General features: G+C 53.0%; 19 protein-coding genes and 1 other RNA gene. 11 read left to right on the top strand and 9 right to left on the bottom strand.

Going from position 1 to position 20,056, the window contains the following annotated elements; genetic code table 11:
• Positions 1-37: 37 nt before the first annotated feature.
• Both ACXADJ_RS11275 and ACXADJ_RS11270 read left to right on the top strand, forming a co-directional pair.
• Positions 38-1,870, top strand: coding sequence for an RHS repeat-associated core domain-containing protein (locus ACXADJ_RS11275; protein ID WP_475065890.1), 1,833 nt, complete (start codon positions 38-40; stop codon positions 1,868-1,870).
• A 3-nt stretch (positions 1,871-1,873) separates the two neighbouring features.
• Positions 1,874-2,299 carry an SMI1/KNR4 family protein gene (locus ACXADJ_RS11270; protein WP_475065888.1) on the top strand — a complete coding sequence of 142 codons (426 nt, stop codon included), beginning with the start codon at positions 1,874-1,876 and terminating at the stop codon, positions 2,297-2,299.
• 144 nt (positions 2,300-2,443) lie between these two features.
• On the opposite strand, the gene ACXADJ_RS11265 is transcribed toward ACXADJ_RS11270, so the two are convergent.
• The 6 genes from ACXADJ_RS11265 to smpB form a co-directional block, all read right to left on the bottom strand.
• Positions 2,444-3,540, bottom strand: a protein-coding gene (locus tag ACXADJ_RS11265) for an IS3 family transposase (protein ID WP_475065886.1) whose coding sequence is annotated in 2 segments (ribosomal slippage) — positions 2,444-3,279 and positions 3,279-3,540 — 1,098 coding nt in all. Because the reading frame shifts where the segments join, the coding sequence is not laid out codon by codon here.
• A gap of 227 nt (positions 3,541-3,767) precedes the next feature.
• Positions 3,768-4,679, bottom strand: coding sequence for an acrylyl-CoA reductase (NADPH) (gene acuI / locus ACXADJ_RS11260; RefSeq protein ID WP_475065884.1), 912 nt, complete (start codon positions 4,677-4,679; stop codon positions 3,768-3,770).
• 146 nt (positions 4,680-4,825) lie between these two features.
• The gene (locus ACXADJ_RS11255) at positions 4,826-5,494 is read right to left on the bottom strand and encodes a TetR/AcrR family transcriptional regulator (RefSeq protein WP_475065882.1); all 669 of its coding nucleotides are present in this window, start codon (positions 5,492-5,494) and stop codon (positions 4,826-4,828) included.
• 405 nt (positions 5,495-5,899) lie between these two features.
• Positions 5,900-6,031: a hypothetical protein gene (locus ACXADJ_RS11250; protein WP_475065880.1), complete on the bottom strand. Its 132-nt coding sequence runs from the start codon at positions 6,029-6,031 to the stop codon at positions 5,900-5,902.
• Positions 6,032-6,307: 276 nt separating this feature from the next.
• Positions 6,308-6,667: a transfer-messenger RNA gene (gene ssrA, locus ACXADJ_RS11245) on the bottom strand.
• A gap of 179 nt (positions 6,668-6,846) precedes the next feature.
• On the bottom strand, positions 6,847-7,329 hold the full coding sequence (smpB, locus tag ACXADJ_RS11240; RefSeq protein WP_028294851.1) for an SsrA-binding protein SmpB: 483 nt from the start codon (positions 7,327-7,329) through the stop codon (positions 6,847-6,849).
• A 153-nt stretch (positions 7,330-7,482) separates the two neighbouring features.
• On the opposite strand from smpB, the gene ACXADJ_RS11235 reads away from it, so the two are divergent.
• From ACXADJ_RS11235 to ACXADJ_RS11225, 3 genes are all read left to right on the top strand, one after another.
• Positions 7,483-8,841, top strand: a complete 1,359-nt coding sequence (locus ACXADJ_RS11235; protein WP_475065879.1) for a sodium-dependent transporter — start codon at positions 7,483-7,485, stop codon at positions 8,839-8,841.
• An 80-nt stretch (positions 8,842-8,921) separates the two neighbouring features.
• Positions 8,922-9,353 carry a type II toxin-antitoxin system RatA family toxin gene (locus tag ACXADJ_RS11230; RefSeq protein ID WP_028294849.1) on the top strand — a complete coding sequence of 144 codons (432 nt, stop codon included), beginning with the start codon at positions 8,922-8,924 and terminating at the stop codon, positions 9,351-9,353.
• On the top strand, positions 9,346-9,636 hold the full coding sequence (locus ACXADJ_RS11225; protein ID WP_028294848.1) for an RnfH family protein: 291 nt from the start codon (positions 9,346-9,348) through the stop codon (positions 9,634-9,636). Before ACXADJ_RS11230 ends, ACXADJ_RS11225 begins: the two co-directional genes overlap by 8 nt.
• A gap of 148 nt (positions 9,637-9,784) precedes the next feature.
• Here the strand turns inward: ACXADJ_RS11225 and ACXADJ_RS11220 are convergent, their stop codons facing one another.
• Positions 9,785-10,192: an outer membrane protein assembly factor BamE gene (locus ACXADJ_RS11220; protein WP_475065877.1), complete on the bottom strand. Its 408-nt coding sequence runs from the start codon at positions 10,190-10,192 to the stop codon at positions 9,785-9,787.
• 93 nt (positions 10,193-10,285) lie between these two features.
• On the opposite strand from ACXADJ_RS11220, the gene fur reads away from it, so the two are divergent.
• Positions 10,286-10,693, top strand: coding sequence for a ferric iron uptake transcriptional regulator (gene fur, locus ACXADJ_RS11215; RefSeq protein WP_028294847.1), 408 nt, complete (start codon positions 10,286-10,288; stop codon positions 10,691-10,693).
• Positions 10,694-10,796: 103 nt separating this feature from the next.
• Here fur and recN read toward each other — a convergent pair whose 3' ends face one another.
• A complete protein-coding gene (gene recN, locus ACXADJ_RS11210) occupies positions 10,797-12,485 on the bottom strand; it encodes a DNA repair protein RecN (protein WP_028294846.1) in 1,689 nt (562 codons plus the stop codon).
• Between the two features lie 167 nt (positions 12,486-12,652).
• Here recN and grpE point away from each other — a divergent pair, with 167 nt between their 5' ends.
• From grpE to dapB, 4 genes are all read left to right on the top strand, one after another.
• Positions 12,653-13,240, top strand: a complete 588-nt coding sequence (gene grpE, locus ACXADJ_RS11205; protein ID WP_475065874.1) for a nucleotide exchange factor GrpE — start codon at positions 12,653-12,655, stop codon at positions 13,238-13,240.
• 186 nt (positions 13,241-13,426) lie between these two features.
• Entirely contained in the window at positions 13,427-15,352 is a 1,926-nt protein-coding gene (gene dnaK, locus ACXADJ_RS11200) for a molecular chaperone DnaK (protein ID WP_475065872.1), read from the top strand.
• Positions 15,353-15,482: 130 nt separating this feature from the next.
• Entirely contained in the window at positions 15,483-16,607 is a 1,125-nt protein-coding gene (gene dnaJ / locus ACXADJ_RS11195) for a molecular chaperone DnaJ (RefSeq protein WP_475065870.1), read from the top strand.
• 76 nt (positions 16,608-16,683) lie between these two features.
• Positions 16,684-17,487 carry a 4-hydroxy-tetrahydrodipicolinate reductase gene (gene dapB, locus ACXADJ_RS11190; protein WP_028294842.1) on the top strand — a complete coding sequence of 268 codons (804 nt, stop codon included), beginning with the start codon at positions 16,684-16,686 and terminating at the stop codon, positions 17,485-17,487.
• Positions 17,488-17,599: 112 nt separating this feature from the next.
• Here dapB and ACXADJ_RS11185 read toward each other — a convergent pair whose 3' ends face one another.
• Positions 17,600-18,178 carry a TetR/AcrR family transcriptional regulator gene (locus ACXADJ_RS11185; protein WP_475065867.1) on the bottom strand — a complete coding sequence of 193 codons (579 nt, stop codon included), beginning with the start codon at positions 18,176-18,178 and terminating at the stop codon, positions 17,600-17,602.
• 719 nt (positions 18,179-18,897) lie between these two features.
• Between ACXADJ_RS11185 and carA the strand changes: the two genes are divergently transcribed.
• Complete coding sequence (gene carA, locus ACXADJ_RS11180; RefSeq protein ID WP_028294840.1) at positions 18,898-20,040, top strand: glutamine-hydrolyzing carbamoyl-phosphate synthase small subunit; 1,143 nt, start codon at positions 18,898-18,900, stop codon at positions 20,038-20,040.
• Positions 20,041-20,056: the final 16 nt, after the last annotated feature.

The following is a 20,056-nucleotide window of genomic DNA, read 5'->3' as shown; positions in this document are numbered from 1 at the left end:
ACCAATAGCATGGTGCAAAAACGCATCGGCTACCGCCGTGACGCCGAAGGCAAACTGCTGTCGCAAAAAACTCGAAACCGACAACGGCCAGTCAAGCTACCAGTACCTCGCCAACTACCGCTACGACCCGGCCGGTCGTTTACTGCAAGCCAACAACCCGCATCGGGAACTCAGCTGGCAGTACAACCCGGCGGGCCAGGTCATCAAAGCGCTGCAAGATCAGCACGAACTGACCCATGCCTACACTCCAGCAGGCATGCGCAGCAGCACTCGACTGCCAAGTGGCGATGAAATCCGCCACAGCTTCAACCCAGCCGGACAAACCGAATCCGTTCACTGGAATAACGAACTGATTACCGGCTTTGTTCACGATGAGTCCGGCGGCGAACAGGCACGGTTGTTTGGTAACGGCCTGTCGCAACAGAACAGCTTCGACCCGCAAGGGCGCTTGTTAGAACAAACGCTGAGCAACCACCGTGGCCAACAAGACAGGGTGATCAACCAGCGTAAATACCACTACAACGCCGCTGGCCAAATCAGCCAGATCGACGACCAACTGCGCGGCAGCACTCAGTACCACTACGACAACATCGACCGACTGGTACAGGTAAAAGGCCCGCAGCCGGAGCAGTTTGTACACGACCCGGCCGGTAACCTGCTGGGAACAAAAGACGATGTAGATGCCAGTACAGCGACAACAAACTCGGGCAATAAAACCCCGCAGGTCACGGGTAACCGCCTAAACTTCCAGGGCGACCGACACTACACCTACGACGCCCAGGGCAACCGTGTTGAACAACGCCGAGGCAAAGACGGCAAGCAGATCACCCGTTACCGCTACGATCATCAGAACCGCTTAATCGGAATCGAACAGGAAAACGCTGCCAGCCCAAATGCCAGTGAAAACCGCAACCACCTGACTCGAACCGAATACCAATACGACGCCCTCGGCCGCCGTATCCGTAAAATCCACAAAAACGCCAACGACCAAACCACCGGCGGCACCGAGTTCTACTGGAACGACGACGTCCTGCTGACCGAACAGGCGTTGGATGTATCGGCCGAAGATCCAAACGCCGTTGAGTCGGGAAGATCAGGCGACCTCCAGCCAACCCGCTACTACGTGTTTGAACCCAACAGCTTCAAACCATTAGCCTTTGTTCAGCACGAAGAAATCCATCACTACCATCTGGATCACCTCGGCACACCACAGGAAATCACCAACGCCAGCGGCGAACTGGTCTGGACCGCCCAATACAAGGCCTACGGCTCGTTGGCATTGGCACCCATTCGAAAAGTCGAAAACAACCTGAGGTTCCAGGGCCAATACTTCGACGAAGAAAGCGGCTTGCACTACAACCGCTTCCGTTATTACGATCCCGAGTGCGGCCAGTTTATCAACCAGGACCCGATTGGGTTATTGGGTGGCAACAACAACTACCTGTATGTGCCGAACCCGGTGGGATGGGTTGATCCGTGGGGGTTGGTGTGTAAAGAAACCGTAGATACAGTTTCTGTTCAGAGGCTTAAAGAACGAGGGTTTTCTGGTGTTAAGGTTACAGACAACGGTGGTCTAGATTATTCCGATAGTAACGCCTTATTTGAAAAAGAAGGCGTTAATCCTATCGTTGAAATTGAGTATTCTGGAGACTATTTGACTGATTTCGAAAACGCTAGTAGAGCAGCTCTAGATCAAAAGTCTACTCCTAGTGGGTACGTTTGGCATCATTTAGATGATTATGATCCTGCTACCAATAAAGGCACTATGCAGCTGGTTAAACGAGAGGCCCATAAAGGTATACCTCACAATGGTGGTGTTTCCCAGTATAAATCTTCGACTGGTAATTCATACACGTTCAAAAGTTGGTGATATATGAATGAAGAGATAGCAAATTATGTTAGTTCGTGTTTTGGTACGAATTTTCCTGCATGGGATTGGAATCTCTCTGACTCGTTAGAAGATGTTTTCTATAGCGTTGATTTTGACAATGGTGAAGGACGTGTCGTTATACATGAATTCTTCAGTTTTGATGAAGTGTTGTCCAGTCATGAAGAATTAGATAAATACTCTGTGCCAAATGATATTAATCCTAGTAGCCTAATTCCATTTGCTTGTGATCGAGGTGGTAATTACTTTGCGTTTAAAAATGATGATGGTAACGTTTCTTTGATATTCTATGTTATCGAGGGGGAGCCTGAGGTTATTGCTGAGTGGAAAAGCCTGAGTGATTTTATGGGAAATATTAAGGCTTGGAAATATGATGGCGATAGTCGCGTTGAAGTGATTTTGGAGCACTGACAGGACGGCAACAAACAGGACACCCACTTTAAGTTCTGTAGTGGTCAACTGATTCCGGACACGGTTTTAAGTTTTTCTTCTGCGGCGCGAGGGCTGATTCCTCCGTTCGCAGTGTAACCCTCCCCTGATTAGTACCACTCTTTATTAGAGGTTTTCCGGGGTGTTTGTTTGTTCACGATACTCGCTTGGTGTCAGATCCCCGAGTGATTCGTGTGGTCGTTCTTCGTTGTACTCCCTCATCCAGCGACTGGTAATGTCTCTGGCTTCGTCCAGATCGCTGAAGAGATAATAATCCAGTATTTCCGTTCTGTAAGTTCGGTTGAACCGTTCTACGTAGCCATTCTGGGTCGGCTTCCCCGGTTTGATAAACTCCAATTTCACGCCATGCTCTTCAGCCCATTCCGCTAACACCAGTGCTGTAAATTCAGGCCCATTATCCATACGGATCTGAGCAGGATAGCCTCGCCATTCTGCGATTCTATCCAGTGTACGGATGACTCGTCTGGAAGGTAGATTCAAATCGATTTCAATCCCGAGTATTTCACGATTGAAGTCATCGACGACGTTGAACGTCCTGAATCGCCGTCCGCATTTGAGCGCATCACTCATAAAATCCATCGACCAACTACGATTCTCGGCTTCAGGCACAGCCAGTGGTTGCGGATACCGGTTCGGCAACCGCTGCTTGCCTTTGCGTCGCAGGTTCAGCTTGAGCTGGCAATAGATCCGATACACCCGTTTGTGATTCCACGGATGCCCGAGCTTTCGCAACTTCACGAAGAGTTTGCGGAAGCCATATCTCGGGTACCTCTCCGAGACACTTTGCAAAGCCTCAATGACAGCATCATCCCGATGCGGATCGGGACTGTAGTGATAGGCGCTTCGGGCGATATTCAACGCTCGGCAACTGCGACGTTCGCTGAGTTGATGCTCGCCTTTCAGGGCATCGACCAATAAGCGCTTCTCTGCGGGTGTCAGAGCTTTTTTTCGATCACATCCTTGAGCGCTCGGTTTTCCAGGGCCAGGTCAGCGTACAGGCGTTTGAGCTGGGAAAGCTCGGACTCCATGTCTTTCATCCGCTTGACGTCGGAAGCTTCCATACCGCTGTATTTGCTTTTCCAGTTGTAATACGTGGCTTCGGATACGCCGTGTTCACGGCATACGTCCTTCACGGTTCGACCGGCTTCGACGGCTTTGAGGATGGTGATGATCTGGCTTTCAGTGAAGCGGGATTTACGCATGAGACGATCTCCTTAGTGCGTTGATTATCCCGGAAAATCTCCAGTTATGAATGGCTCAGTTTTTGGGGAGGGTTACATGACGGCCTTGGCTAATCCCCCCTGCAAATCCTTCTTCAGCAAAGGCAGCCTCCGTAGAGGCTGTGTTGTTGCCGTCAGCCGTTCAGATTGACGATCACACGACCTCGAATTTTGCCGTCGAGTAGGTCGTTCGCAGTATCAACAGCGCTTTAGAGGGAGATTTCGCGGCTAATTTCGCCAAGCATATCCGGGGTTACCAGCTCGGCCAGACGGCTCCAGGCTTGCAGGCGGTCGGCGTATGGACGGGTAACGCAGTCGATGCCAATCAGTTTGACGCTGCGCAGAATGAACGGCATCAGGTTGCCCGGCAGGTCGAGTCCCTGGGCCAGTCCGCAGGCGGTGACAGCGCCGCCATAGCGGGTGCTGGCCAGTGCGTTCATCAAGGTGTGGGAGCCTACACAGTCTACGGCACCGGCCCAGCGTTCGGCTTGCATCGGCTCGCCCGGCTGACTCAGTTCGTCACGGTGAATGATGTCGGCAGCCCCCAGACGCTTGAGGTAGCCGCTTTCTTGCGGGCGGCCGGTGGAGGCGACCACGCGGTAGCCGAGTTTGCTGAGCAGGCTGATGGCAAAACTGCCGACGCCGCCGTTGGCTCCGGTGACCAGAATGTCGCCCTGATCCGGGGTCACGCCCTGATCCTGCAGTGCCTGCACGCTGAGCATGGCGGTGTATCCGGCAGTACCAATCACCATGGTGTCGTGGGTGCTGAGTGCGGCTGGCACGGGCACCAGCCATTCGCTTTTCACCTGTGCCAGTTCGGCCATGCCGCCCCAGTGGGCTTCACCCACGCCGTAGCCGTTGAGTAGTACGCGATCGCCTTTTTTGAAACGGTCGCTGCTACTTTCTTCCACTACTCCCGCGAGGTCGATGCCCGGCACCAGCGGGAATGTCTGCACAATCGGGAATACCCGACCGGTGAGGGCCATGGCGTCTTTGTAGTTGAGGGTGGAGTATTCCACGCGTACACGTACGTCGCCTTCTGGTAGCTCGCTTTCGTTCAGTTGTACCAGTTCAGCGTGGTAGCCGCTGTCGTCTTTGTTGACTTGAATTGCTTTGAACATGGGGTGTCTCCGGGTCGTTTTGTGGTTCGGTTTTATTAGACCGATCGTGTAATTAAAGTGTTAAAAAAACTCCGCATGGCGGAGTTTGGTGTTCATTTTTTCTGGAAGAAAGGTCTTGTGGCAAAGAGCTTTTCAGGCACAGAACTTCAGGCTCCCAGCCCTTTACGAAACCAGCGATACCAGTCCTGCAGTGCCTTGTTCGACTGATCCAGCCGGGAGCGCATCACCGCCCCTTCCCAGCCAATCCAGAACAGGTGGGCAAGTTCGGCGTCTGTTTCGCTGGCGCTTATTTGCCCGGCAGCGCGGGCGCGGCCTAAGCATTCGGCAAACTGTTTTTCCCAGCCCTCGAACGCCCGTTGTATGGGCGCGCGCAGGCTGTCGGGTAACTGGCTGACTTCCTGGCCGAGATTGCCAATGATGCAGCCGCGGCGATATTCGTGGTGATCAATCCACGCCACGGCTTTTTCAACAAACAGATCCAGCTGTTGCAACGGTGTACGGTCGTCGCTACCAAAACAACTGACGAGCAATCGACAGAACGCCTGATCATAGGCTTCCACGACCGCCAACACGTAGGCTTCCTTACTTTTAAACAGATGATAAAAAGAGCCTTTGGGTATCCCCACATGCTGTAACAGCTGTTCGAGGCCGGTGGCGCTAAAACCTTGTGCTGTGAGAATGTCGATACCGCTGGATATCAATAAGCGTCGGGTTTCGTCGCTGCTCTGACTGTCTTTCGACGGACGCCCACGGCGGCGCTTGAGTGGCTGCTGACGCTGCTGAATATCAAACTGACTGAATAGAATGTCTTCCATCGCATTAATTAAACTACTTGGTTTAATTAAAGGATACGCCAATGGCAGTCAGCCTGTACAGTGTTAATTCGAGGCCCTTCCTTTTCTGACATCCGATCCAGCAGCCCCGTCGAATACAGGGTTTTTTTGAACCACTGAATGGAAAACTTCGCGCCCTTCTGTGTGTACGTCCCGCCGTCAGGTTCAGAACTCCCAAACAGGACACCCACTCCAAACTCAGCATCCTCGTGCTCACTGAGGAATTTGCTCGACTTTCAGCATTGCTCGTTGTCGTTGTTTGAGGGCTGGTGATACAGCGTGTTTCACGGCGGCTTTGAGCTGATATCGCTACCACAGGGGCGAGTGTTTGCCACAGGTTTTGAGCTGATAGATCTGATGATGTGGCGGAGCAGGGAATGGAGTGATCTAGCCAGCCAATAAGCGTTTGGCTTGGGTTACTCCGGTTGGTCGCTTGTAGCCCAGCTGTTCACAGACCTGCCGAACGTCGGCTTCATTGCCCACAAAGGTGCTGAAACAGCTTTCAAACTGCTGGGTCATGCTCAGCCATTGCTGGTCGTCCAGCCCGATGCGACGCAGGATTAGTGCGAGCTTGTCGTCAATCGCTCCGCGTTTGTTGGAGCGAATAATACGCCCGGTTTCATCGACTAACGCCAGATAGGGTTCTACCCCGTTTTCACGGACGGTTTAATAAAGCCTAATATTTGTTGTCTTGTACCGTGAGCCTACCCTCTACAAGCCTTGCAACTTCTGCAACCTCAACTCTCAGGCACAAAAAAGCCCAAGTGAACGAATCACCTGGGCTTTCGTGGAATATGGTGGAGATGGCGGGAGTTGAACCCGCGTCCGCCAATCCTCCACTAGAAGATCTACATGCTTAGTCATCTCTATTGATTTAGCCAGGCACGACCCGAGTGACAGGGCATGACCAGCGAGCTCGATCAGGTTTTAGCCGTTCAGTTCCGAGCGAAACATCCAGGCGATCCTATGGGGCTCAGCCCTCGTCCCCCAGTCATAGGCACCTGAGTTCGGAGGTAGGCAGGGTTATTAGGCTGCCAGTGCGTAGTTTTCGTCGTTTGCGACTATAACTTTGTAGGACGTTTATTTACGAGATCGTCTTACCCTCTCGACATGCACCGCTAGCTTTGTAATCAACGTCGAATCCGGATCATCCCCAGAACCGTGTTACTGGCTGCTAACTGACGCCAGTCATGCTACGAGGCTGCTTTACTGCAAAAGTTCCTGTTGTGGAACCAGAAAGTTTGGCTTTCTCGAGCAAGAGGGGAATGGTAAAGCACATTCAGTACGTTTGCCAAGCCCCTGTTTTTATTTGTTTTTACAATAAGAGTTACGAATCAGCGCACGGAGTGCTTCATGATGCGTTCTTTCTGTTTCGCCCAGTCGCGGTCTTTGCTGCTGTTGCGCTTGTCGTGCATCTGCTTACCTTTGGCGAGGGCGATTTCGCCTTTGATCATGTGGCCTTTCCAGTAAATGGCGGTGCACACGCAGGTGTAGCCTTTGGCTTGCACTTTTTGTTGCAGGCGTTCGATTTCCTTGCGGTGCATCAGCAGCTTGCGCTCTCGACGAGGTTCGCACACAACATGGGTCGATGCCTGATTCAATGGTGTGATCAGGGCTCCGTGAAGCCAGGCTTCGCCACGGTGAAACTCGACAAACGAGTCAACCAGCTGGCATTTGCCTTCACGCATGGATTTTACTTCCCAGCCTTGCAACTCCAATCCGACTTCCAGCTTGTCTTCCAGGAAGTAGTCATGTCGCGCCTTTTTGTTGAGGGCGATGGTCGGGCTGGATGCTTTTGGTTTTTTCTTGGCACTCATAGGGCACTAACTGAAATTCGGGCTTGCCGGCATGATATCGCACAGTTTCTTTCCGCGTTAGCGCGAAAAGGTTCAAAACTGGGTCGACATTGGGTTGAGGCTAAATGACAAATCTTTGACAATAGCGCGATTCGTAAAGCGGAGTAGAATAACATGAATTCTGACAAAACCGGTATGCATGGAGTGTGGGCAAGCCGTTGGACTTTTGTATTGGCTGCTACCGGTTCGGCAGTTGGACTCGGTAACATCTGGAAGTTCCCTTATATCACCGGCGAAAATGGCGGTGGAGCGTTTGTGCTGGTGTATCTGGCGTGTATTTTGTGTGCCGGTATTCCGGTGATGATGGCGGAAGTCATGTTGGGCCGTAAGGGCCGCATGAGCCCAATCAATACCATGCGTAACATTACGCAGTCTGAAAATGCTCCGGTGTTCTTCCGTTCCATCGGTTGGATGGGCGCACTGGCAGGTTTCTTTATTCTGTCTTTCTACAGTGTGATTGCCGGTTGGACTCTGTCGTACATCGTTAAAATGGCGACTGGCGTTTTTGACGGTGCCAATGCCGATGTAGCGGGTGAGCAATTTGGTGGCCTGCTGGGCGACCCGGTTCAGCTGACGGTATTGCATACCATCTTTACTGTGCTGGTTGGCGTGGTGCTGGTTCGTGGTGTTCACAAGGGTCTGGAAAACAGCTTGCGTATGCTGATGCCTTTGTTGTTCATCATGCTGGTTCTGCTGTTGGGCTACGCGCTGACCACTCCTGGCTTTGGTGAAGCACTGTCGTTCCTGTTCAGTGTTGATTTCAGCAAGCTGTCTGGCGAGAGCGTGGTGGTGGCTTTGGGTCACTCCTTCTTTACTCTGTCTCTGGGCATGGGCGCCATCATGGCGTACGGCTCGTACATGCCGAAGCAGGCTTCTCTGGGTAAAACCGTTCTGACCGTGGGGATCCTGGATACGCTGGTGGCTCTGGTTGCCGGTATCGTGATTTTCTCGGTGGTGTTCTCCAACGGTCTGGAGCCAGGTGCTGGTCCGGGTCTGATGTTCCAGACTCTGCCAATTGCTTTCGCGGGTCTGCCACTGGGTGATCTGATCGGTACTGTGTTCTTCGTTCTGGTAGCGATTGCCGCATGGAGTTCTGCGATTTCCATCGCCGAGCCAGCCATTGCCTGGGCTGTTGAAAAGGGTCATTCCCGTTTGGTTGCAACCACTGCTGTGTGTGGTTTCTCCTGGCTGCTGGGTCTGGGTACTGTTGTTTCTTTCAATGTGGCAAGCGACTTCACCCTGTTCGGCAAAACCTTCTTTGACAGCCTGGACTTCCTGACGTCTAACATCATGCTGCCGCTCGGTGGTATCCTGATTGCTGTATTTGTTGGCTGGTTTGTTCGCAAGGAAACCATCGCTCATGAAGCCCGTGTGCAGTCTCCTGTACTGTTCAGCCTGTGGATCTTCATGCTGAAGTTTGTTTCTCCACTGGCTGTGGGTTACATCTTCATTAAAGGTCTGGGCATCTTCTGATCCGCGTGATCAGCCAACGTTAGATGCATGCGTCAGCGCCTTCGGGCGCTGGTGCTGTTTTGGCCAAGCAACGAGGTATCATGACCACCATTACACGCAGTGCGCTGGTAATGCACAGTGCCGAGCAAATGTTTGATCTGGTAAATGATGTGCGTCGCTATCCTGAGTTTCTGGATGGCTGCAAGAAAACGGAAGTGATTGATGAGGGCGATGATTTTATCAAAGCCACGCTGACGATCTCGAAGGCCGGGATTAATCAGAGCTTTAGTACGCATAACCGTTTGGTGCATCCCGAGAAGATGGAAATGGAGCTGTTGGACGGCCCGTTTACCCGTTTTCACGGCGTTTGGCACTTTCAAAAACTGTCTGACGATGCATGCAAGGTATCCCTGGACATGGAATTTGAAGTGGCGAACAAGATAACCGGCATGGCCCTCAGTGCCGTGTTCAAGCAGGTAGCCAATATGATGGTTGATTCATTTGTAAAACGCGCGAAGGAAATTTATGGCTGAGCAGATTACCGTTGAAGTGGCGTACGCCTTGCCGGAAAAGCAGCGTATCCTCAGCGTAACGGTGCCGGAAGGCACGACCATTCTGGAAGCGGCCAAGCTGTCCGGAATCACCCGTGAATTTCCGGATCTGGATGTTGAAAATGCCAAGATGGGTATTTTCGGTAAGGCGGTGCGTAATCTGGGCGATGCCGTCAACGATGGCGATCGCATTGAGATTTACCGTCCGTTGCTGATCGATCCGAAGCAGGCTCGTGCCAACCGGGCGGCCAAAACCAAGGATTGACGCTGAAGGTTCTGAAACGCAGTATCAAAAAAGCCCGTACTGTTCACAGTACGGGCTTTTTGTTTGTGTTTTTTTAGCACGGAGCCTATTCATCACGATCAGGCTCACAGCAGACAACTGCTGTGAGCGATGCTGGTGATTTAATGAGTTATTCAACCATGTCGGCAGGCACTGTGTTCAGGTTGGTTTCTTCTTTCGGTAAGGCATCCAGCGCGTCTTTTTCGTCAACCGCGTTGGTTGGCAAGCTGCCGCTGTAATGGTCGAAGCGATTGTTGGCATCGAAATACACCTTGATGAGGTAGCGGTTGGTTATCTCATCGTCTTGTTCCAGGGTGTACAGGTAGTCCCAACGGTTGGCTTCCATGCTGTTTTTCAGCACCGGGGTGCCCATCACGAATTCAACCTGGTCCTGGGTCATGCCGGGTTGCAGCTTATCCAGCATGTCCTGGGTAACGATGTTACCTTGTTGAACATCAAGCTTGTAAACGCCGGGGAAAACGCAGCCTGAAAGGGTTGCAATACCTAGTAAAAAAGTCAGAATTGTCGCACGTATCATTCAGCTGTTGTCTCGTCCGGTGGTTTGCTTTTGGGCAGTGGCGGTGGATGATAACTGAAGAATCAACTTGCTGTGAAATATTCGAGGGTTGCAATGTCCGATCAAAACGTAGAGCTGCGCAAGGCGGGACTTAAGGTCACTCTGCCGCGTATCAAAATCCTGAGCATTCTGGAGAACAATCCGGAAGCCCACCTGAGCGCGGAAGATGTATACCGTTCCCTGATTGACGCAGGCGAAGACGTTGGTCTGGCTACGGTTTATCGGGTTCTGACCCAATTCGAAAGCGCAGGTCTGGTTACCCGTCACAACTTTGATGGCGGCCACTCTGTATTCGAACTGGACCGCGGTGATCACCACGACCACATGGTGGATGTAGATGACGGTACTGTCATTGAGTTCACTAATCAGGAAATCGAGCGTCTGCAACACGAAATTGCAGAGCAGCATGGCTACGAGCTGGTTGACCACTCGCTGGTGCTGTACATCCGTAAGAAGAAGTAAGTGGGTTGCCCTGGGGCATTGCTTGCAGACTCAAACAAAAACGGCGCCTGTTAAGGCGCCGTTTTTGTTTCTGCGTTGGTTTAAGCTTCGGGGGGAGTGAAGCTCAAACCGCTGCCTGTTGTTTCGCCAGGGAGAGCATTTCCTTGGCGTGTGAAAGGGTGCTGCGGGTGATGTCGACACCACCCAGCATGCGAGCAACTTCGCGTATGCGTTGGTCGCCGTTCAGTTCCTGAATGCGGGTGTGGGTGTGCTCATCGCCAGCAATTTTGCTCACCATAAAGTGCTGGTGGGCCTGGGATGCCACTTGCGGCTGGTGAGTGACACACATTACTTGGCCTCGATCACCCAGTGTGCGCATCAGGCGTCCAACGCGCTCGGCAGTGCCACCGCCAATACCAACATCCACTTCGTCAAAGATCATGCAGGAAATATCACTGGTTGCCGCTGTAACTACCTGAATCGCCAAACTGATGCGTGACAATTCACCGCCAGAAGCGACTTTGCCAAGCGGCCCTGATGGCATGCCGGGGTTGGTTTGTACCATGAACTGAATGTGATCGATGCCGTGCTTGTTGTGCTCGTTGTCTGGCAAGGTTTCTACGCGAGTTTCAAAAATCGCCCGCCCCAGCGACATGGCTTCAAAATGACTGCTGATGTCGGCATCCATCGACTGTGCTGCGTGCTGACGTTGCAGGCTCAGTTGCTCGGCTTCAGCCCGGTAGTCCAGCTCCAGCTGTTTTACATCGGCGACCAGCTGTTCCAGGTCATCGTCTGACAGATTCAGTTCGGCCAATGCGGCTTCCTGTTCTTGCCAGTGCTCGTACAGTCGCTCCGGCTGAATCTGGTGCTTGCGCGCCATGCTGAAAATGTCACTCAGACGTTGTTCCACCTGTTGCAGTCGGTGCGGGTTGATATCGACCTGTTCCAGATAGCGGTTCAACGAACTGCCAGCTTCTTCCAGCAGGATGTTGGCTTGCTGCATCAGGTCACGGGCTTCGGCCAGGCTTGGGTGTTCATCGTCGATGCGTTCGAGCTGTTGCAGTGCCATGTAGGCAAGCTGGGCTGCGCCGTTGTCGCTATGGTCACCACCGTTGGTGGCGGCGAGGGCGTTTTGGCCGTCCAGCAACATGGATTCGGCGTTGGCCAGTCGCTTGTGCTCCAGCTCCAGTTCATCCAGTTCTTGCTCACCCAGCGCCAGTTCCCGCAGCTCTTCTACCTGATAGCTTAATAGCTGTCGCTGAGCCTGAATTTCACTGCTTTCTTCCTGCAGGCGCAGCAGCCGTTTGCGGCTCGTTTGCCAGTTGGAATACAGCTCGGCTACCTGTTTGGCCAGTGGCTTGAGACCGGCGTAGGCATCCAGAATTTGTCGGGGTGTGTCTTTTTCCAGCAGGCGCTGGTGAGCGTGCTGGGAATGTACTTCTATCAGATGCTGAGCCACGTCTTTCAGATCGGCGGCGGATGCCGGGCGGCCATTGATGTAGCCACGGGAGCGTCCTTCGGCAGAGATCACTCGGCGAAGCAGAATCTGGTCTTCTTCATCGGGCAGGTCGCGGCTCTTGAGCCAGGCACGGGCATTCGGCGTTGGCAGGAAGCTGGCGCATACTTCGGCTTTATCTGCACCTTTGCGCACCATGCCGCCTTCGGCCCGTTGCCCCAGGGTGAGGCCAAGCGCATCCAGCAAAATGGATTTGCCTGCACCGGTTTCGCCGGTGATCACGGCCATGCCTTTGGAAAATTCCAGCTCCAGGTGTTCAACCAGAGCGAACTGATGAATTGACAGATGAGCGAGCATAACGGGCTCCGTATCTGAATGGATATACAGTGTTTTTATATACAGTGGTTTGATCTGTCAACTCAAAAAATGATCAATTTGAAAAAACCTGTTCCATTTTGCCCTTGAATCCCGATTTGGCAGCCCCATATAGGCTCCAGTGCAGATTTTCGAGAGAGGAAACATTCATGTCTGAAGAGCAAAAGGTTCAGGAAGAAGCAGTTCAGGCTGCGGAAGAGCAGCAAGCAGAAGCGACGGTAGAAACCCAGGAAGACGTCGTTGAGCAGGGCAATGAACTGGAAAGCCAGCTGGAAGCGGCACAGGCTGAAATCGCTGAGCTGAAAGAGCAGGTGTTGCGTGTTCAGGCAGAGATGCAGAACGTTCGTCGTCGTGCCGAAATGGACGTTGAAAAAGCCCACAAGTTTGGTCTTGAGAAATTTGCCAATGAAATGCTGAACGTGGTCGACAATTTGGAGCGCGGTTTGGCCGCAGCGCCAGAAGAAGACGCCACCAAAGCGATTCGTGAAGGCATTGAAATGACCCTGAGCGGTTTCACCAGCGCACTGTCCAAGTTCAGTGTTGAAACCGTTAACCCACAGGGTGAAACCTTCAATCCGGAATTGCATCAGGCAATGACCATGATTGAAGTACCAGGCACTGCGCCAAACACCGTTATTGATGTGATGCAGAAGGGTTATACCCTGCACGGTCGTTTGCTGCGTCCTGCCATGGTTGTGGTCAGCAAAGGTGGCCCGGCCATCGATGAAAACGCCTGATTGGATGGCGTGAACAGACGGTAAATTTGTTAAAAAAATTTACCGTCGGCTCTTGAAACAAAATGTTTCGGGCCCAGATAGAAGACATGAGACAACGACAACCCGGCAGAGTGATTCAGAACGGGTTGCCACCGAAATCAAGATTATGCAGGCAGCAAGGGCTGCCCAAGTTTGGAGAGATTTATCATGGGTAAGATTATTGGTATTGACCTCGGTACCACCAACTCTTGTGTGGCCATCCTGGACGGTGAAAAAACCAAGGTTATCGAGAACGCAGAAGGCGATCGTACTACTCCTTCCATCATTGGTTACACCGATGATGAAACTCTGGTAGGTCAGTCTGCCAAGCGTCAGGCGGTAACCAACCCAACCAACACCCTGTTTGCTGTCAAGCGTCTGATCGGCCGTCGTTTTGAAGACGACGTGGTTCAGAAAGACATCAAAATGGTGCCTTACAACATCGTTAAAGCCGACAACGGCGATGCATGGGTTGAAGTGAAAGGCAACAAGATGGCGCCGCCACAGGTTTCCGCAGAAATTCTGAAGAAAATGAAGAAGACTGCTGAAGACTACCTGGGCGAAAAAGTAACTGAAGCGGTTATTACCGTTCCTGCTTACTTCAACGATGCTCAGCGTCAGGCCACCAAAGACGCCGGTAAAATCGCTGGTCTGGACGTAAAACGTATCATCAACGAGCCAACCGCTGCGGCACTGGCCTACGGTATCGATAAAGAAGGCGGCGACCGCACTGTTGCTGTATACGACCTGGGTGGTGGTACGTTCGATATCTCCATCATTGAAGTGGCAGACGTTGACGGCGAGAAGCAGTTTGAAGTTCTGGCCACCAACGGTGACACCTTCCTGGGTGGTGAAGACTTCGACATGCGTCTGATCGAATACCTGGCGGAAGAATTCAAGAAAGAATCCGGCATCGATCTGCACAACGACCCACTGGCTCTGCAGCGTCTGAAAGAAGCGGCTGAAAAAGCCAAGGTTGAGCTGTCTTCCAGCAGCCAGACCGACGTGAACCTGCCGTACATCACTGCAGACGCAACCGGTCCCAAGCACCTGAACGTAAAAGTAACTCGCGCCAAGCTGGAAAGCCTGGTAGAAGAGCTGGTTAGCCGTTCCCTGGAACCATGCAAAATGGCTCTGAAAGACGCTGGCCTGTCTGCTTCTGAAATCGACGAAGTGATTCTGGTGGGTGGTCAGACCCGTATGCCACTGGTACAGAAGAGCGTTGCTGACTTCTTCGGCAAAGAGCCACGTAAAGACGTGAACCCTGACGAAGCCGTTGCCGTTGGTGCTGCGATTCAAGGTGCGGTTCTGTCCGGTGACGTGAAAGACGTACTGCTGCTGGACGTTACCCCGCTGACGCTGGGTATTGAAACCATGGGTGGCGTGGCGACTCCTCTGATCGAGAAGAACACCACCATCCCGACCAAGAAGTCTCAGGTGTTCTCTACTGCTGACGACAACCAGACTGCCGTGACCATTCACGTTGTTCAGGGTGAGCGTAAGCAAGCGGCACAGAACAAGTCGCTGGGTCGTTTCGACCTGGCCGACATTCCGCCAGCACCACGTGGTGTGCCACAAATTGAAGTTACCTTTGACATCGACGCCAACGGTATTCTGAACGTTAGCGCCAAAGACAAGGCGACTGGCAAGGAACAGTCCATCGTGATCAAGGCCTCTTCCGGTCTGAGCGATGACGAAATCGAGAAGATGGTTCAGGACGCTGAAGCCAACGCTGAAGCGGACAAGAAGTTCGAAGAGATGATCCAGGTGCGTAACACTGCCGACGGCATGATCCACGCAACCAAGAAGACTCTGGAAGAAGCAGGTGACAAAGCCACTGCTGAAGAAAAAGAAGCCATCGAAAAAGCCATCACTGATCTGGAAGAAGCCCTGAAAGGTGATGACAAGGATGATATCGAAGCCAAGACCAACGCGCTGACCGAAGCGTCCGGTACTCTGGCCCAGAAACTGTACGCTGAGCAGGCTCAGGCCGAGCAAGCGGCAGGCGGCGCTGACGCCGGTGCTTCCTCTTCCAGCAAAAACAACGACGATGACGTTGTTGACGCTGAATTTGAAGAAGTGAAGGACAAGTAAGGTCGCTTCCTGAAACAGGGAGTAGTTCGCCCCCGGCGGGCTACTCCCTTGTTTTGTTTTTGGAGGTTTTGTTTCTGGAGGTCTGCTTCAGAACACAGAAGAATATTTCTGATTTGAGGCGTTTAAGACAATGGCCCAACGAGATTATTACGACATTCTGGGTGTTTCCCGGGATGTAGACGGTAAAGACCTGAAAAAGGCCTACCGCAAACTGGCGATGAAATATCACCCGGACCGTAACCCGGACGATAAAGACGCCGATGCCAAGTTCAAGGAAGCCACCGAAGCTTACGAGATTCTCGGTGACCCACAAAAACGTGCCGCTTATGACCAGTACGGCCATGCGGGTGTTGATCCTAACGCCGCTGGTGGTTTTGGCGGTGGCGCAGGCGCTGGTGGTTTCAGTGACATTTTTGGCGATGTGTTCGGCGATATTTTCGGCGGCGGTGGTGGTGGCGGTCGTGGTGGCCCGCAGCGTGGTTCCGACCTGCGCTACACCCTCGACCTGACCCTGGAAGAAGCCGTTCGTGGCGTTGAGAAGAAAATTCGCATCCCGACGCTGGTTGGCTGTGAAACCTGTGACGGTTCTGGTGCCAAGCCGGGCACGCATCCAAAAACCTGTGGTACCTGTAACGGTATGGGTCAGGTACGCATGCAGCAGGGTTTCTTCTCTGTACAGCAAACCTGTCCGACCTGTCGTGGTTCGGGCACCATAATTGAAGATCCTTGTACCAGCTGTCATGGCCGTGGCGTAAAAGAAGAAACCAAGACCCTGTCGGTGAAGATTCCGGCTGGTGTGGATACTGGCGACCGCATTCGTCTGGCAGGTGAGGGTGAAGCCGGCTCCATGGGTGGCCCATCCGGTGACCTGTATGTGCAGGTATCGGTACGTGACCACGCCTTGTTTAGCCGTGACGGTCGTAACCTGTATTGTGATGTGCCAATCAGCATTGTTGATGCAGCACTGGGTGGCGAACTGGAAGTGCCAACACTGGATGGCCGTGTGAAGCTGAAGATTCCGGCCGAGACCCAGTCTGGCAAGATGTTCCGTCTGCGCGGCAAGGGTGTAACCCCGGTTCGTGGCGGTGGTGCTGGTGACTTGATGTGCCGTGTGCAGGTCGAAACGCCGGTGAACCTGACCGAACAGCAGAAAGATCTGCTGCGTCAGTTCCAGGAATCCCTGACCGGTGAGAAGCATTCACCGCAGAAGAAGAGCTGGTTCGAAGGCGTGAAGAAGTTCTTCGAAGAGATCTGATTCAATTTTTTGAAAAACATCAGCCCGTGCTCGGTTACACTGCCGTCACGGGCTTTTTATTGTTGGGAAAATAACCATGACACGTATTGCGGTAACCGGTGCTGCCGGTCGAATGGGACGCGTATTGATTCAGGCAGTCGATGCGGCTGAAGGTGCCGAGCTGGGCGCCGCTATTGTATTACCTGGTGATGCAATGGAAGGCGTGGACGCGGGTGCCATTGCCGGCCTGGGTAAAGACCTGGGCGTGAAAGCGGTTTCCAGCCTGGAAGCTGTCGTCGACGACTTTGACGTACTGATCGACTTCACCTCTCCGGCGGCGACGCTGGCGAACCTGAAAATCTGTGGCCAGCACGGTAAAAAAATCGTCATCGGCACCACAGGTTTGGACGAGGCGCAGAAAGTCGAGTTGCAAGCCGGTGCTGAGCAAACTGGCGTGGTGTTCGCTCCGAACTACTCCGTGGGCGTGAATCTGTGCCTGAACCTGCTGCGCATGGCGGCATCCGTAATGGGCGATGAAAGCGATATTGAAGTGATTGAAATGCACCACCGCCATAAAGTGGATGCGCCATCCGGTACCGCGCTGCGCATGGGCGAAGTGGTTGCCGAAACCATGGGTTGGGATCTGAACGAAGTGGCTTGCTACGGCCGTGAAGGTCAAACCGGTGCGCGCCCTCACAAGCAGATTGGTTTTGAAACCATTCGTGGTGGTGACGTCGTCGGCGACCACACTGTGATGTTTGCCACCGAAGGCGAACGCGTTGAGATCACGCACAAGGCTCAAAGCCGTATGACCTTTGCCAAGGGCGCGGTTCGCTCTGCGCTGTGGGTAACCGGTAAAGACAGCGGCTTGTTCGATATGCAGGACGTACTGGGCTTCTGATGCCGAGGCGGAAAGCGATCGTAAGCGTGTAAAAACGCATAAAAAAACCGGCGAAAATGCCGGTTTTTTTATGGCTGCTTTTCAGGGCAGCTGTTTGGCGTCACGAGCCAGGCTATTTGACGATCAACAGGTGATCCAACGCCCGGTCGAGCATTTCGTTCATGTTGTCTGGTTTGCCCATCGGGTCGAACATCATGCCGGTCAGCATCTGGCTGTTGCCCAGTAACCAGCGAGCGCGCTCGTCGGCAGGCAGGCCGCTTTTCAGTTCGCCGCTGTCGATACCGGCTTGCAACTGCTCGGTCAGCATCGCCAGCAATTCGGATTGCAAGCTCAGGTACTGTGGCCACACTTCCTCGCGCGGGGAGGCGCTCCATTCCAGCCACACCTTGATGTAGTCTGGCGTTTCTTCGCAGCTGCGCAGAAAACGGTGGAAGTAGAGGCGGATGCGGGCCAGTGGCGACAGCTCCTGATTTTCAAAAGATGACTGCGCAATGTTCAGCATGAACTGGGCAACTTCAGCCAATACATCGTTGACCAGAGCTTCGCGAGTCTTGAAGTAGTTGAATACGGTGGCGACGCTAACGCCACCCAGTTCTGCGATGTCGGTATGACCACCTCGGCCAATGCCCCGACGGGAAAAAATCTCAACCGCGTAAATCATCAGCAGACGTTTGCGTTCTTCCGGAGCCAAACGCCTTCTTCCTTCTACGGCTACAGGCATAGTGTCCCTCATCTATGGTTTGTCGATTTGCCTGGGCTCTGGGGTTGGTGACTCGCGGATCGCGCGGGTGCTCCGGCAGGGCTTCTGACGTCTGGCTTGGCCGGTAGGCTGACGACCGTTAAATCAGGGCATTGATGTCGCCAGTGCCCTGGTGTAGCGGAAATCGGCGTTTGAAACCGGTGCTTTTGATGAGCTCAAACGAACAATAGGCGGCCTGCTGGGTCACTTGAAGTCATCCAGAGCTGTTCCATGGCTACTATGTAAAGAGTTACCTGAGATGATGTGAAGTTTTTTACGGTTTAATTTTGTATGTTACAGAATGTAATCGTGTGATGCGTGTCTCAAAAATTGTGCTATGCCTGATGATCGGTATGAATTTTGATCAGTCTTTGGGGTTTAGGGGCAGTTGCCGAGAATATTGTCATTGAGACAGGGTGAAAGGTGAATTTCCACTGCAATACCCCTGCAAAGCAGCAGTAAGTAGCGTGGACAGGATTGCTCAGTTTGCGTATAATTCGCGGTTAATTTAAGCGGGGTTAAAGATGCCAAAGCATCCGGTAGCAACCTCCAACAGAATTCCAAAAATAGCGGGATGCCGATTGTTTGATCAGCATTCCGCTTTTTTACGCATGGGGTACAGCGCTCCTGTGCCTCACGTCACCTGATTTTCTTAGCTCGGGGATAACGTTTTGTCTACGCCAGCCATTCTTGCTCTTGAAGACGGCAGCCTGTTCAAAGGCACCAGTATTGGTGCTGAAGGGGTATCCGTTGGTGAAGTTGTGTTTAACACCTCCATGACCGGTTACCAGGAAATCCTTACGGACCCTTCCTACACCAACCAGATCGTGACACTGACCTACCCACACATCGGTAACTACGGCATCAGCCCGGAAGATGTGGAATCCAACAGCATTGCAGCCAAGGGTCTGGTTATCCGTGACCTGCCACTGATTGCATCCAACTTCCGCAGCGAGCAAGCGCTGGACGAGTACCTGCGCAGCCAGAACATTCTGGGCATCGCTGACATCGACACCCGTCGACTGACTCGCATCCTGCGCGAAAAAGGCTCCCTCAACGGTTGTCTGCTGGCGGGCGCCGATGCCTGGTCTGAAGAATCCCAACAGAAAGCACTGGAAGAAGCTCGTGCTTTCCCAGGCCTGAAAGGCATGGATCTGGCCAAGGAAGTGACCGTTAAGGAAGCTTACAAGTGGACAGAAACCGACTGGAAACTGGGTCAAGGTTACGGTCAGGTTGAAGCACCAAAATACAAGGTTGTTGCTTACGACTACGGCGTTAAATTCAACATCCTGCGTCTGCTGGCCGAGCGCGGTTGCGACCTGACCGTGGTTCCAGCCCAGACTCCGGCTTCCGAAGTGCTGGCAATGAATCCGGACGGCGTGTTCCTGTCCAACGGCCCTGGTGACCCGGAGCCATGTGACTACGCCATCAAGGCGATTCAGGAAATTCTGGAAACCGATATTCCGGTATTTGGTATTTGCCTGGGTCACCAGCTGCTGGCGCTGGCCTCCGGTGCGAAGACCGTGAAGATGGGCCACGGCCACCACGGTGCCAACCACCCGGTACAGGATCTGGAAACCGGCAAGGTGATGATCACTTCCCAGAACCACGGTTTTGCGGTTGATGAAGAATCCCTGCCTGCCAACATCAAGGCCACTCACAAATCCCTGTTCGACGGTACGCTGCAGGGCATCGCCCGCACCGACAAGCCAGCGTTCAGCTTCCAGGGTCACCCTGAAGCGAGCCCAGGCCCACGTGATGTGCAGCCACTGTTTGACCACTTCATTGAACTGATTGAAAAAGCCAAGGCGTAAGAGAACAGGACTGAGT

This window comes from Oceanobacter sp. ABM4_470 (assembly GCF_056158645.1).
The sequence above is the reverse complement of the archived record's forward strand: the minus strand, read 5'-3'. Positions and strand labels throughout refer to the sequence as shown.

What these genes read in the sequence shown, in the direction of transcription:
- grpE (WP_475065874.1), top strand. Translation starts at nt 12,653, where the DNA reads ATGTCTGAAGAGCAAAAGGTTCAGGAAGAAGCAGTTCAGGCTGCGGAA.
- ACXADJ_RS11255 (WP_475065882.1), bottom strand. Translation starts at nt 5,494, where the DNA reads ATGGAAGACATTCTATTCAGTCAGTTTGATATTCAGCAGCGTCAGCAG.
- fur (WP_028294847.1), top strand. Translation starts at nt 10,286, where the DNA reads ATGTCCGATCAAAACGTAGAGCTGCGCAAGGCGGGACTTAAGGTCACT.
- acuI (WP_475065884.1), bottom strand. Translation starts at nt 4,679, where the DNA reads ATGTTCAAAGCAATTCAAGTCAACAAAGACGACAGCGGCTACCACGCT.
- dnaK (WP_475065872.1), top strand. Translation starts at nt 13,427, where the DNA reads ATGGGTAAGATTATTGGTATTGACCTCGGTACCACCAACTCTTGTGTG.
- recN (WP_028294846.1), bottom strand. Translation starts at nt 12,485, where the DNA reads ATGCTCGCTCATCTGTCAATTCATCAGTTCGCTCTGGTTGAACACCTG.
- dnaJ (WP_475065870.1), top strand. Translation starts at nt 15,483, where the DNA reads ATGGCCCAACGAGATTATTACGACATTCTGGGTGTTTCCCGGGATGTA.
- ACXADJ_RS11250 (WP_475065880.1), bottom strand. Translation starts at nt 6,031, where the DNA reads ATGACCCAGCAGTTTGAAAGCTGTTTCAGCACCTTTGTGGGCAATGAA.
- ACXADJ_RS11225 (WP_028294848.1), top strand. Translation starts at nt 9,346, where the DNA reads ATGGCTGAGCAGATTACCGTTGAAGTGGCGTACGCCTTGCCGGAAAAG.
- ACXADJ_RS11270 (WP_475065888.1), top strand. Translation starts at nt 1,874, where the DNA reads ATGAATGAAGAGATAGCAAATTATGTTAGTTCGTGTTTTGGTACGAAT.
- ACXADJ_RS11230 (WP_028294849.1), top strand. Translation starts at nt 8,922, where the DNA reads ATGACCACCATTACACGCAGTGCGCTGGTAATGCACAGTGCCGAGCAA.
- ACXADJ_RS11220 (WP_475065877.1), bottom strand. Translation starts at nt 10,192, where the DNA reads ATGATACGTGCGACAATTCTGACTTTTTTACTAGGTATTGCAACCCTT.
- ACXADJ_RS11235 (WP_475065879.1), top strand. Translation starts at nt 7,483, where the DNA reads ATGAATTCTGACAAAACCGGTATGCATGGAGTGTGGGCAAGCCGTTGG.
- smpB (WP_028294851.1), bottom strand. Translation starts at nt 7,329, where the DNA reads ATGAGTGCCAAGAAAAAACCAAAAGCATCCAGCCCGACCATCGCCCTC.
- dapB (WP_028294842.1), top strand. Translation starts at nt 16,684, where the DNA reads ATGACACGTATTGCGGTAACCGGTGCTGCCGGTCGAATGGGACGCGTA.